The sequence below is a fragment of the Thermus tengchongensis genome, assembly GCF_021462405.1.
Lineage (GTDB): Bacteria > Deinococcota > Deinococci > Deinococcales > Thermaceae > Thermus > Thermus tengchongensis.
This window is the reverse complement of sequence record NZ_JAKEDU010000010.1, coordinates 1-11,827: the sequence shown is the minus strand read 5'-3', so window position 1 is coordinate 11,827 and position 11,827 is coordinate 1. Positions and strand designations below refer to the sequence as shown.

General features: G+C 62.5%; 17 protein-coding genes and 4 pseudogenes. 20 read left to right on the top strand and 1 reads right to left on the bottom strand.

Going from position 1 to position 11,827, the window contains the following annotated elements; translation table 11 throughout:
* The first annotated feature begins 81 nt into the window (after window positions 1-81).
* The 20 genes and pseudogenes from L1087_RS10670 to L1087_RS10580 form a co-directional block, all read left to right on the top strand.
* Entirely contained in the window at window positions 82-225 is a 144-nt protein-coding gene (locus L1087_RS10670) for a hypothetical protein (protein ID WP_234558882.1), read from the top strand.
* A gap of 3 nt (window positions 226-228) precedes the next feature.
* A complete protein-coding gene (locus L1087_RS10665; RefSeq protein WP_234558881.1) occupies window positions 229-402 on the top strand; it encodes a hypothetical protein in 174 nt (57 codons plus the stop codon).
* Complete coding sequence (locus L1087_RS13230) at window positions 392-817, top strand: hypothetical protein (protein WP_267964875.1); 426 nt, start codon at window positions 392-394, stop codon at window positions 815-817. Before L1087_RS10665 ends, L1087_RS13230 begins: the two co-directional genes overlap by 11 nt.
* Window positions 805-1,227 carry a hypothetical protein gene (locus L1087_RS10655; protein WP_234558880.1) on the top strand — a complete coding sequence of 141 codons (423 nt, stop codon included), beginning with the start codon at window positions 805-807 and terminating at the stop codon, window positions 1,225-1,227. Before L1087_RS13230 ends, L1087_RS10655 begins: the two co-directional genes overlap by 13 nt.
* A gap of 137 nt (window positions 1,228-1,364) precedes the next feature.
* On the top strand, window positions 1,365-1,574 hold the full coding sequence (locus tag L1087_RS10650; RefSeq protein WP_234558879.1) for a hypothetical protein: 210 nt from the start codon (window positions 1,365-1,367) through the stop codon (window positions 1,572-1,574).
* Window positions 1,558-1,872 (top strand): putative toxin-antitoxin system toxin component, PIN family, encoded by a 315-nt coding sequence (locus L1087_RS10645; protein ID WP_234558878.1) that lies wholly within the window; start codon window positions 1,558-1,560, stop codon window positions 1,870-1,872. The genes L1087_RS10650 and L1087_RS10645 overlap by 17 nt, the downstream gene beginning before the upstream one ends.
* A 339-nt stretch (window positions 1,873-2,211) precedes the next feature.
* Window positions 2,212-2,376, top strand: a complete 165-nt coding sequence (locus L1087_RS10640; protein WP_234558877.1) for a hypothetical protein — start codon at window positions 2,212-2,214, stop codon at window positions 2,374-2,376.
* Complete coding sequence (locus tag L1087_RS10635; RefSeq protein WP_234558876.1) at window positions 2,364-2,549, top strand: hypothetical protein; 186 nt, start codon at window positions 2,364-2,366, stop codon at window positions 2,547-2,549. Before L1087_RS10640 ends, L1087_RS10635 begins: the two co-directional genes overlap by 13 nt.
* Before the next feature lie 30 nt (window positions 2,550-2,579).
* Window positions 2,580-2,909 (top strand): DUF5615 family PIN-like protein, encoded by a 330-nt coding sequence (locus L1087_RS10630; RefSeq protein ID WP_234558875.1) that lies wholly within the window; start codon window positions 2,580-2,582, stop codon window positions 2,907-2,909.
* Window positions 2,910-3,423: 514 nt separating this feature from the next.
* Window positions 3,424-4,042: pseudogene (locus tag L1087_RS10625) on the top strand (transposase); the annotation flags it as partial.
* 340 nt (window positions 4,043-4,382) lie between these two features.
* Window positions 4,383-5,018, top strand: a complete 636-nt coding sequence (locus L1087_RS10620; protein WP_234558874.1) for an IclR family transcriptional regulator domain-containing protein — start codon at window positions 4,383-4,385, stop codon at window positions 5,016-5,018.
* The gene (locus tag L1087_RS10615) at window positions 5,011-5,571 is read left to right on the top strand and encodes a DJ-1/PfpI family protein (RefSeq protein ID WP_234558873.1); all 561 of its coding nucleotides are present in this window, start codon (window positions 5,011-5,013) and stop codon (window positions 5,569-5,571) included. Before L1087_RS10620 ends, L1087_RS10615 begins: the two co-directional genes overlap by 8 nt.
* A 3-nt stretch (window positions 5,572-5,574) precedes the next feature.
* Complete coding sequence (locus tag L1087_RS10610) at window positions 5,575-6,678, top strand: amine dehydrogenase large subunit (RefSeq protein ID WP_234558872.1); 1,104 nt, start codon at window positions 5,575-5,577, stop codon at window positions 6,676-6,678.
* A gap of 3 nt (window positions 6,679-6,681) precedes the next feature.
* Window positions 6,682-7,047 (top strand): annotated as a pseudogene (locus tag L1087_RS13410) (MauE/DoxX family redox-associated membrane protein); the annotation flags it as partial.
* Window positions 7,048-7,205: 158 nt separating this feature from the next.
* Window positions 7,206-7,802, top strand: coding sequence for a methylamine dehydrogenase accessory protein MauD (gene mauD / locus L1087_RS10605; RefSeq protein WP_234558870.1), 597 nt, complete (start codon window positions 7,206-7,208; stop codon window positions 7,800-7,802).
* 56 nt (window positions 7,803-7,858) lie between these two features.
* The gene (locus tag L1087_RS10600; protein ID WP_234558868.1) at window positions 7,859-8,293 is read left to right on the top strand and encodes a methylamine dehydrogenase light chain; all 435 of its coding nucleotides are present in this window, start codon (window positions 7,859-7,861) and stop codon (window positions 8,291-8,293) included.
* Window positions 8,290-8,760: a c-type cytochrome gene (locus L1087_RS10595; protein WP_234558867.1), complete on the top strand. Its 471-nt coding sequence runs from the start codon at window positions 8,290-8,292 to the stop codon at window positions 8,758-8,760. Before L1087_RS10600 ends, L1087_RS10595 begins: the two co-directional genes overlap by 4 nt.
* Before the next feature lie 14 nt (window positions 8,761-8,774).
* A complete protein-coding gene (locus L1087_RS10590; protein ID WP_234558866.1) occupies window positions 8,775-9,200 on the top strand; it encodes a c-type cytochrome in 426 nt (141 codons plus the stop codon).
* 430 nt (window positions 9,201-9,630) lie between these two features.
* Entirely contained in the window at window positions 9,631-10,170 is a 540-nt protein-coding gene (locus L1087_RS10585) for a YceI family protein (RefSeq protein WP_234558864.1), read from the top strand.
* Between the two features lie 341 nt (window positions 10,171-10,511).
* Window positions 10,512-11,281 (top strand): annotated as a pseudogene (locus L1087_RS10580) (hypothetical protein); the annotation flags it as partial.
* Window positions 11,282-11,307: 26 nt separating this feature from the next.
* On the opposite strand, the pseudogene L1087_RS10575 reads toward L1087_RS10580, so the two are convergent.
* Window positions 11,308-11,799, bottom strand: a pseudogene (locus L1087_RS10575) (transposase); the annotation flags it as partial.
* Between the last annotated feature and the right edge of the window lie 28 nt (window positions 11,800-11,827).

Sequence of the window (11,827 nt, the reverse complement as noted above, 5' to 3'; positions counted from 1 at the left end):
GAGGCGGGATGAAGGAGCTCAAACTCACCCCCGAGCAGGCGGTGGCCCTCCTCAACCTCCTCTTTGGGGCCTCTACCCCAAATGAACCTCCAGGCGGAACAGGAGTACGAGGGCTACCTGCCTAAGGCCCTGGAGGAGATACGGGAGAGCCTGAGGACCTGGCTCAAGGAGGAGGGCCTGGCCCGGAAGAGCCCCACGGGGGGCTACTACCTGGTGCGGAGGTAAGGGATGAGGCGGTTCGTGTACGGAGTGAACGTGGACACCAAGGACTACAACCCCATCACGCACATCGTCGTTCTGACGGAAGAGGAAGCCCGGAGCCTGGAAGACTTTGAGGACCTCCTGGAGCGTTTTGGGGAGCGGATGGTGGCCCTGCAGGTGGAGGAAGAACATGGGGTATGAGGCGGTCTACCTGGAGGCCCTCGAGGTGCGCCCGGAGCGCCTGGAGGACGTGCGGAGGATCCTCAAGCTCCGGGAGGAAAACCTCCTGCTGAGCCGGGAGGCTTTCGCCGACCTTCTCAAGCGGGAGCTTCCCCACCTAGCAGAGGCCTTCACCCCTGAAGGGGTGGGGGCTTTCCTGAACGCCCCCGGGGCCTACCTGGACGGGGACGGCTACCTCCACCTGGGAAGCGTTTACAACGGGGGCACAGAGGAAGAAGCCCTCCTCCTCTCCCACTTCCTGCCCAAGGGGGAGGTGATCGCCCTGAGCCAGGAGTACGAGCCCCTCTACGGCTACCTGGTCCTGGGCGAGGGGGCGGTGAAGCCCTTGCGGGCGGCCCTGCTGGATGACGAGGGGAGAGCGGTGTGGATTGGGTAGCCGTGCCCCTGGAGGCCCTGCCGGGAGGGGAGGCTTCCCCAGCGGTGGGGCTTTTCCGCCTGGACGACCTGAGCGCCCTGACGGGGCTATGGCGGGACGCTGAGGCCAGGGGGCACGGTTTCGCCGCCCTGCTGGCCAAGTACCTGGCAGGCCACATGGTGCGGGCGGACCGGGTGGGAAGCCCGGGGCTCAGGAGGGCCCTCGAGGAGGTTCATGGAGGGAGAAGCCTCCGGCTCATGCCCCTGGAGGTGGAGGCCCTTCTGGAAGAGCCCGAGGCCACCGACCGCATGACCCTGGTCCTGGGCTCCATCACCCCAACTCGGGGCTTCCTGGGCCTCTTCTTCTGCGAGCGCTGGCCGGAAGCCCGCCTCCTGGCCTTCCCAAAAGGGCAGACCTGGAGAAGGTGCTGAGGAGCTGAAGCCGTGAGGTGGCCGAGGGGGGCCTAAGTGCGAGATCCCCCAGGCAGTGGCGGCCTTCACCTTGGCCGCTTAGGCCGGGTGGGTGATGTGGCGGGTGCTTCGGGAACGGTAAGCCCTAGAATGGAGGTATGCCCTTGCCTGCTGCCTTGGAAAAGGAGACTGAACGCTTTAAGCAGGCCTACGGCCCTGGTTGGGCCCGCCGCCTCCAAGCCTTGCTGCGAGAGGAAGCTCGCCGGAAAAAGGCTAAGCGGGAGCTGGCGGAGTTCATGCGCCAGGTGGCTGGGCGCTCTGGTTTGACAGAGGAAGAGGTTTTCGCCCGTCTTGAAGGTCGTTCTTGATACCAACGTCCTCATCGCTGCCCTGCTTACCAAGGGTAAAGCTTATCGCCTGGTGCTCCACTTCGGCTTAGAAAAGGAGGCTTTCGACATCCTCTCCTCCAAAGAGCAAGTCGCTGAGCTGAAGCGCGTTCTTCGGGAGAAGTTCCCTGGCGTTTTGAGGCGGGCGGAGGTGGGTACTTTCATCAATCGCTTCCGGGAAGCTGCGCTGATGGTTAAGCCCCAACCTGGGGTGAAGCACTCTCCCGATCCTGACGACAACATCATCCTAGGAATCGCCCTGGCTGGAGAGGCCGATTAGGTGACAGGGGACAAGGACGATCTCCTCAAGCTCAAAAAGGTGGCGGGCACAAGGATTATCGGCCTCAGCAGCTTTTTGAAACTCCTTTCTCCTTACAAGCGGTAGGCCAACCTTCCCCACCCTCGTCATCGGCAAATCGGGGTCGGGGAAGAGCACCTTGGCCCTGATTGTGGGGGCTACGGGGAGCGCTCCCACCTAGGGATCGTCAACCGCAAAACGGCGTTCCGGGAGCGCTACCGGGTAGGGGAGGCCCGGCCCGGGGAGCGGCCCGTGGCCTGAAGGAAGAGAGGATAGCGGCCCGGGGTTTGGCCCAGGGCCCCTTCCCTTTAGAGGTGGGCGATGAGCTTGCGGGGAAGACTTGCGGCTTTGGAGATGGCGGCGCGGCGGAAGGGGGAAGCCCTCCCCCCCTGGATGGGCCTCGAGGCCCTCCACACAAGGCGGCGAGAGCGGCGGGTGCGACGGGTCCTGAGGGGGCTGGAGCGAAGGGGACGATGGAGTTCCTGATCCTCATGGCCCTTTTGGGGGCACCCCTCCTGGTCCTGGCCCTCCTGGTGGGGGCCCTGGAGGAGCTCGGGGTCATGCGCCCCCCTTCCGAGGAGGATTGGCCGCAGGAGGCGTGGCAAGGGAAACTTCCCTGGCCCCTCTCCCTCTTTGAGGAGGAAGACAGGGGGGCCTAGCGGCCCCCCGGGAAGGGGCAGGAGGTGAAGATGAAGAACCTCCTGGTAGGCACCCTGGCCCTGGCCACGGCCATTGGCATCCCCGCCCTGAGGGCTTGGCGGGGTGAGGCCCCTTTTCCCACACCGGAAGCGGCCCTGGTCCTGGAGATGCGCCCGGGGATGAAAGACCCTGAGGTTCTGGCCCTGGCCCGGGGGGAAGGGGCCCTGCTCCTCACCACGGACGAGGACCTTGGTGAGCTGGTCTTCCGCCAAGGGTTCCTCGGCACCGGGGTGTTGCTCCTGCGCCTGGAGGGCTTGCCGCCTCTGGCGAAGGCGGACCGGGTGGCCTGGGCCCTGCGGAAGCATGGGGTGGTAGGTTAAGCTCATGCTCTACGACCCCGAGGCCCGCAAGGATCTTAGGGAAGAGCTCCTATGGGTTTGGGAGGAAACCCGCATGGCCCTGGTGGCTTTGGGGCGGGCGAGGGAGGTGTTCGGCCGGACCTAGAGGCTGTTGTGAAAGCTCTCCGCCGCTCCTCACGCGGCCCTCGCCAGCCGCTTCACCAGCAAGCGTAGCAGAGCTTGCCTTGTAAGCCCTTTTGAGTTATGCATTGCCCGAGATGGGCAAGCGCGGCTTGGTCCGAAGGGAACCGAGACCCAAGGAAGTCCTGGAACTCTGCCAGTACCTGGCCCAAGAGGTGGCCCCACCTCCAAAGGGCACCGCGGCAGACCTTGGCGCTACACCCACGCCCTGTACCTGGCCCTGCTCCTCTTCCGCGCCTTCTACGGCCTCACCTACCGGGCCACAGAGGCCCACTACAGGACCTCCTGCAGACTCCCTTCCCCTCTCACCAGGCCCTGGCCGCCTACGCCCAGAAACACCCGGAAGGGGTGCCGCAGGCGCTGCTGGAACGGCGGGTGCGGGAGGTGGAAGCCCGGCTTCCCCAAGAGGAAGGGGAGCCCCCCTTTTCCTGATGGACAGCACGGGTTTGGCGTACCGCAGCAAAGACACGGTGCTGCGTTGGCGCAGGGGGCAGGAGGAACGGCGGATGCGGGGGTACAGTCGGCTTTTGGCCTTGGTGCAGTGGAGGAGGGGGCAGAAGCTTTTGGCCCCTTGGGCGGGGTGGGGCGGGCGTATGCCCCTGACCCGAGGCTTGGGGCGGGGGTGCTCCTGCGGTTTGGGCTGGGGGGAGGGGTGCTTTTGGGGGACGCGGGCTTTGACGGGAGGGAGGTATGGGAGGTGGTGCGGGGGCTTGGGGTGTGGCCCTTGATCCGGTTGCGGGGAGGGGGAGAGGTGCGGCGGGAGGTGGCGGCGAGGTGGGACGGGGAGGTGTACCGGAGGCGAGGGGTGGTGGAGGGGGTGTTTGGGGGGATGAAGACGCGTTTGCGGAGGGGTTATTTGCCAAAGGAAGCCTTTTGCGGCCATGTGGCGGGCCTTTATGGAGTTCCTCGCCTATGGCCTGCGGATTTTGCTCACCCTGCTTCCTCCTCAGGGGGGCTACAAGGCGATTTACTAGGCAAGCCCCCACTTTGGTGACCGAGTCCAGGACCCCTGGAAGCCTGGGCTTGGGGCCATGCCTTGCCCTGGCCCGCTCCAGGGCTTCCCGAGCCTCCGGGTGCTGGGGACGCAGGCCGGGGAAGCGTGGGTACCCAGCTGGGACTGAGGAACAAGAGACGGCCTTCTGTTGCAGAATATGCAAAACCTGGAGGGTATCGCCGGTTGACACCCCTTGGCTTTCCGTCTAGTTTAAGAGCCAAGGTACAGCGTTGGGGGTAGAGGTGGCTGGAGGCCGCACCCTTTCCACTGCTCAAGAAGTCCTTAGGGTACTCAGGTTCCTGTATGAGCACCCCGAGGGGTTGACCGCGAAAGAGGTGGCTCTTAAGCTGGGGAAAAGCCTTTATACCGCTTATTACCTCTTGAATTCTTTATGTCAGGAAGACTTCGCCCTCCGCTTAGAGGGCGGTGTTTATGTGCCCAAAACCTCCCTCCTCAGTAACCTAGTTGGCGAGCTCAAGAACGTTGCCCGCGAGGCTAATCTGCTCAGCAAATGCCGAAGCTATGTGGTTTCGCTTAGGGGTCAAGCCATCTGCCTGGAAGCCACCTTTGGCCACCAGGGACAGGTAGGCCCTGCAGGTTTAGGCCGCCGCTTAAACAGGGCGGCCCATGCGCTGGCTGTGGGCAAGGCCGTGGTTGCCTTTCTTGGATCTAGCGTAAAGGAACTTCTTCCACATCCTCTACCGCGCTTCACTCCTAATACCCTTTCCTGGAACGAACTGTACGTCGAGTTGGAGCGAATACGGTCTGAAGGTGTGGCCTTTGACGTAGAAGAATACCAACAGGGGGTGTGTTGCGTTGCCGTACCGATACGGGTGAACAACGGAGCCATCCTTGCACTCGGTTTGGCCCTACCCTCGGGTCGGTTTCTGGCGGAAGGGGATAAGCTTGCGGACTGGCTCCGCAGGCAGATTCCCAAGGAGGTGCAGCATGTCTAAAAAGGTGCTCCTGTTGGCCGGAGATGCGGCGGAGGCTCTGGAGACCATGTACCCTCTTCAGCGCTTAAAGGAAGAGGGGTTCACTGTCCATGTGGCAGCCCCCAAGAAGAAGGTCTTCCAAACTGTGGTCCACGACTTCGAACCCCACATGGACACCTACACTGAAAAGCCAGGATACCGGGTATCGGCGGACTTGGCTTTCAGCGAAGTAGACCCGCAAACCTACGATGGACTTTACATAACGGGTGGGCGTGCCCCGGAGTGGATTCGCAACGAAGCAGGGGCTTTGGACATCGTCAGGCACTTCTTCGAAGCAGAGAAACCGGTGGGCACCCTGTGCCACGGTCCCTTAGTCTTGATAGCCGCTGGGGTGGTCAAGGGTAGGAAGCTGGCTGCCTATTGGGCTCTTAAACCGGACGTGGAGGTTGCGGGAGGTACTTTTGTAGACCAGGAGGTAGTAGTGGACGGCAACCTGGTCACGGGAAGGGCTTGGCCGGACAATCCGGCAATCCTACGTGAATTCATCCACCTCTTGAGGACATCTCCGAGGTGAACCATGCGGTTACTGACCTTGACCTTATTCCTTTCCCTCTTCAACCTCGCTCTGGCCCAGCTGCCCCCCGAGACCTCTTCCACCGCCACCTTACCGGCTTGGCAACCCCACTGGGTCTTTGTGTTGGACTCTAATTTTCCCTATCTGACTGCCAACAAAGCGACCCTTCTGGATGGGGATAGGCTGGACATGCTTGGCATGATCAGTATGGGGTATCTCGCCAACCTGGAGGTCTCCCCTGACGGCAAAGAGATCTATGCCATAGAAACCTTCCACTCGCGTCTCACCCGGGGCGAAAGAACGGATGTGGTTACCATTTACGATGCGAAAACACTTCTTCCCCTAGGGGAAATTCCTATTCCTGCGAAGCGGTTCCTGGTAGTCACCAAGAGGAACGTCACGGGCTTAACCACAGATGGCCGGTTTCTCCTTGTCTACAACTACACTCCTGGGCAGTCCGTCAGCGTGGTGGACCTGAGAGCCCGCCGGTTCATTGGCGAGATCGAGACTCCGGGATGCGCCCTTGTTTACCCTATAGGTCCTCGACAATTCGTCATGATTTGTGCTGATGGTGCCTTGCTAGGTGTGAGCCTGGATGACAACGGACGGGTCAGATCCCTGAACCGTAGCTCCCAGATCTTTAACCCGGATGAAGACCCCGTGTTTGAGCACGCGGTTACCCTTGGAAACCGTTTGTACTTAGTCTCCTACAAGGGAAAGGTCTACGAGATTGACGGAAGTGGAGTCCCACCCCGTCTCTTGCGTACCTTTGCCCTCCCCGAGGAGGGGTTCCGACCCGGAGGATGGCAGCTTTTGTCCGTTCACCCGAATGGCTTCCTTTATGTGCTCGTCCACAGAGGCGGAGATTGGACCCACAAGTACCCCGGGGAAGAGGTGTGGGTAATCAGTCTGCGGGAAGGACGGCGGGTGGACCGGATTCGGCTCGTGGAGCCCGCGAACTCCATCTATGTGACCCAGGATGGGCGTCCGCTCCTCTTTGCTCTTTCGGAACACGGATTTGTCCAAGTTTACGGGGCTTTCTCCGGCCGGTACCAGGGCCGGATCGACGAAATCGGCATTTCGCCACTCGTCCTCATCGGGAGGTAACCCGTGATAGACCCACTGGTTCAATGGATTCCCCGGCTGGGCCTTGGGCTCATTTTCCTACTCTCAGGACTGAGCAAGCTCCTCGACCGCGAGGCTTTTCGTCAGGGCCTACGCCACTACCGGTTGCTTCCGGCATCCCTGGAAGCACCCGTTAGCGTTGCCGTCCCCTCACTGGAGCTTTTGGGAGCCCTGCTTCTCCTGGTGCGGCCGGAGAAAGGGGGGCTGTTGATCTTGGGCCTCCTGGCCCTTTTCAGCATGGCTATCTTCTGGGGGTTAGGGCAAGGGGGGGGCTTTAATTGCGGGTGCCTCGGCGGGATTGAAGAACCCCTAAGTCCGTGGCTTTTCCTACGCAATGGCCTTCTCGGGCTTCTGGCCGTGCCGACCTTACTACCTGCTACACCCCGGCCCCTAACGGCAGCGGACCTGGTGGTGGTAGGGCTGGGGAGCCTCTTCGTTCTGTTTGCCTATCTGGGCCTAAGCCTTCTTTTGGCCAACGCGGTGCGGCTTTACGAACTGAGGAGGTCCTGATGACCCTGCTTTATGTGTCGACAGTTCTCCTCTGGATCGCGGTCGTCGCCCTGAGCCTGCTCCTGTTTGCCCTAGCCCGGCAGATAGGGATCCTCCATGAACGGATAGCCCCCCTCGGGGCCTTGATGCTGGACCAGGGCCCCAAGGTGGGGGAGCCGGCTCCACTCTTCGAACTCCCCGACATCCTCGGTCGCCCTGTGCGCCTCGGGGGCAAACGGGACCGGGCGACCCTTCTGCTCTTCGCATCCTCCACCTGTCCCGTATGCAAAAAGGTCCTGCCCATTGCCAAAGCCCTTGCGAGGGAAGAGGGTTTGGACCTGGTCGTGGTGGGCGACGAGTCTCCAGAGGCCTTGAAACGCTTCGCCGAAGCTAACGGCCTTGGAGAGCACACCGTGATCAACGCCCCAGAGGTGGGGCGAAGCTACCGGATCGGGAAAATCCCCTACGCTGTCCTCATCGACCGAGAGGGAGCTATTCGGGCAAAGGGATTGGTAAACAGCCGGGAACATTTGGAAAGCCTGGTGGAGGCCTACCGGCTGGGCGTGGCTTCGATACAAGACTTTCTGGCGGAAGGAGGTAAGAGATGGAAAGTCTAGACCGTTGGGTAGAAACCTGGACTCGGGGGCTTGCCGGTCGTATACCCAGGCGAGGGGTGCTCGCCTGGTTGGCCCGGATTCTGGTAGGGGGTTTCGCCGTGCCCCTGTTGCCCGTGGCTCGCGTGGCCCGGGCGGAGGCCGCCGATCCTGGGGACCCCACCCGCTGCGACTACTGGCGGTACTGCGCCATCGACGGTTACCTGTGCTCCTGCTGCGGGGGTACGCCTTCCACCTGCCCCCCGGGTACGGTCCCTTCCCCCACTGCCTGGGTGGGCACCTGCCTCAACCCGGCAGACGGGAAACGCTACATCATCGCCTACCGTGATTGCTGTGGCAAGGACAGTTGCGGCCGGTGCGCCTGCCTCAATCTCGAGGGGGAACTCCCTGTCTACCGACCTCAGCTCAACAACGACATCGTTTGGTGCTTGGGGGCACCGAGCCTCATCTACCACTGCTCCGGGGCAGCCATCGTAGGGGTAGCCGAAGGATGAAGTGGTTCTTGGTGGCGGGCACCTTGCTAGCCCTTTCTTGGAGCCTTGCCCAGGGGGAGGCCATCTACCAGAGCCGTTGTGCTGTCTGCCACGGTGCGAAGGGGGAAGGGCATCCCGGGGTGTACCCTCCTTTGGCGGGTAGCCTGGGACGGTTGCTCGCCCTAGAGGAAGCCCGGGCTTACCTCGTCTGGGTCACGACCTACGGTCTGTCCGGGCCCATACGCTCCGGGGGGGTGGAGTACAACGGGGTCATGCTCGCCTACCCGGGCTTATCGGTAGCGGAGCGGGCAGATCTCCTCAACCACCTTCTTGCGTTAAACGCCGGCTACCTTCCGGGCGGCTTCAGGCGCTTTACCCCGGAGGAGGTGCAGGGGTTTGTCAAAGACAAGAAAACCCCGGCCGAACTGAGGCGCTTGAGGGAAATGCTGGTCGCTAAGCTACAGCAGAAGGGACTCCCCGTTCCCTGAGGGGGATGAGAAAGATGCACAGGTGGGCATACACCGCCGTCCTTCTCCTGGTGGGAATGTCCACTAGTCTAGCCCTTAGCCCGGAGAAGCTCTACCTCCTGCACTGCATGGGATGCCACGGGTCGAAAGGGGAAGGGATTCCCGGAAGGGTACCGACCCTACGGGGCTTCGTGGGTTACTTCGTGTACATCCCTGAAGGGCGGGCTTTTCTGATCCAAGTGCCGGGGGTCGCCAATTCTTCCTTATCCGATGCCGAGCTCGCCGAGGTGACGAACTGGATTCTACGGACGTTCAGCCCTGAGCAGCTTCCCAAGGATTTCCGGCCTTACTCCCCAGAGGAAGTTACTCAGCTCCGGAGAAAAGCCCCCCTCTTGGAAGTTTCTCCCGTCCGGGAGGCGATTTTACAAAAACTACGGAGCATGGGCATCATCAAGCCATGAGACTTTTGGCGCTACTGGTTGCTCTTGGCTTGGCCTGGAGCCAGGCCTTCTACCATGGATATTGCGGGAGTTGCCACCTGCCAAACGCCCAGGGAGTCCCCAGTCTTTATCCCCCCCTCCAACCCCTGGGTGGGTACCTCTGCCGTGTCGAGGGCCGCAGGTACGCGACCCGTGTAATCCTCTACGGGCTCGTAGGTCCCATCGAGGTGGAAGGGGCAATCTACAGGGGTACCCGCTATATGCCTTCTTTTGGTGCCTTTCTAGACGACGAGACTGTTGCCCTCATCCTGAATGACCTCTTGCGCCTACTCCATCGCCCTTATCCAGCCTTTACCGCAGGGGAAGTGAAGCGCTACAGATCCCCCAGGGCTACGCCAAACGATATGTTCCGGGAGCGGGGGATCCTCCTCAATACCCTTCCGAGGCCACCATGCGACTAGCTCTAGGCCTGTTGCTGGCACTAATACCGGTTTTTGCCCTTAACCTCAAACCTGCCACATATCGGGTTTCCTGGGGCGAGGTGACCTATCGGGCCCGGACCGTACTGAGCGCATGGACGGGGAGAAACAAGGCGATCTCGGGGGCGGTGACGCTATCCCAAGCTGGCGTGCTCGGGGGAAAACTCTGTGTGGACCTCTCGGCGTGGGACTCTGGAAACGCCCTTCGGGATGCGCACACCCGGAAGATGTTCCGAGTAGAACGGTACCCTGAGGCTTGCTTTGTTCCCCGAAGCCTAGCCTTGCTGAGAACCGGCAGGCTTACCGTCGTAGGCGATCTTTTCCTGAACGGTCAGAAAGGACCATGGACCTTATCCGGTACGCTGCAGGAGGATTCCGGAAAGGTCTCCCTTAGTCTGGAAGGTTACCTTAGCCTGGGGAAATGGCGTTTAAAGCCACCCCGTCTTCTGGGCCTTGAGGTGGAGGACAGAGTCGACGTGGAGATAGATCTGGAGCTGGAAGAGATCCACTAGGGGTCGGCCCGTACCTGTGGTTCCGGTTTTGTTGGCTTCTGGGAGTAGCGGGTTCTGATGAACAGAAGGACCCCAAGGGTGTCTTCACCGGCACGGACGAGGGACTCTTCCTCAGCCGGGGCGCAAGCCGAACTTGGGAGGGGGAGCCCGCGTTGAGCCCACATTCTGCACCCCTCCCACCTTCCCGTAGGATTTTGGGGTGGCAGAGACTCCCGACCTGCAGGTGTACGACCTCGGCCACCTGGGCCTGGTGGCCGGCATCCTGGACCGCGTCGGACTGGTATCCCTCCGGACCTCCTCAACGACGACCGCATGGGGCGGATGCTGGACAGCCTGTATGCGTGACGGAGCTCTTCCCGGAGGTGGCCAAGGAGGCCCACCGGGCCTTTGCCTTCCTGGCGCGGGCCTTGCACGTGGACACCACCAGCTTCCACGTGCACGAGAGGGGTGATGGGCCTGGTGTGCGCGGACACGGGGGGCATCCCCCTGTTCTTCCCCCTGAGGACGGGAACGCTGCGGACCGCAAGACCCTGGTGGACCTGGTGTCCTGGTACCGGCAAGCCTTGGATCCTGCGGGTGCCGGCCACATTGCCGGAGGCCAAGGCCTTGCTTGGGGAGGAGGTCCTGCGGAGGCTTTTGGCGCGGCGGTTTGCCTGCGAGAGGGATGCCCGGCGGGCTTTGGAGGAGGCGAGCCGGGGACTGGCCTACCACCGCCGGGTGTACCTGGGGGTGCGGGAGGAGCGGCGGAGGGAAAAGGTGGGGCGCCCCCGGAAGGAGGAAAGCCCTTTGGGGGTGGGGTACCGCCTTTGGGCGGGGGTGGAGCGGGACGTGGAGCGGGGTGATGGCCCTGGCGCTGTTGGTGTACGCCCTGGGGGAGTGGGAGCTGCGGCGGAGGCTTGAGGGGGAGGGGGTGCCGGGCCAGAAGGGGAAGCCCACGGCGAGGCCCACCTTGCGGTGGGTGTTCCAGCCCTTCTGCGAGATACGGGCTACGCCCGTGACCTGGTTGCGTCTGGTGGTCCTGGAAGGACGGGTGGCGGTGCTGAACCTCAAGCCCCATCACGAGCGGGTGGTGCGCCTCTTGAGGGTGGAGCGATATTACCTCCTGGAGTGAGAGGGGTGCGGAATGTGGGATCCNAGGAGGAAAAGCGTCTTCCCCCCCTCCCCCCGCCACACCCGGTAGGCCCAGGGGATGCGCAGCTCTCCCAGGACCAGGTAGAGCACCACCAGGTGGAGCCCCCACTGGCCGTGGAAGAAGGCGAGGGGCAGGGCTGGGAAGAGGCCCCGCTTCTCCAGGGTGACCAGGTCCAGGACCACCAGGAGCCTGGGCTTGGGCCCCCGCTTGGGCCTGGTCCGGTGCAGGGCCTCTTGGGCTTCTTGATGGGCCAGGCGGATGAGGGTGCGGGTGGGCCAGGGATAGCGGTTGAGGAAGCGGGAGAGGGCGGTTGCTTTGCCCGTAGGGCAAACAGATTTGCGTAAGCAAGAGGGGGACTTGGTCTTGCTGTGCTGGGGCCTGGCTTTGCCGTGGCCGGTGAGGAGGAGATAGAGCAGGGCTTTGAGGGACTCCCGGAGGTGGGGGGTTGGCAGGAGGGCTAGGAGGGTCCAGAGTAGAGCTTGGGCCGTCTGGTGCATGGCACCCTTCATCNCGGCGGCCCTTTTC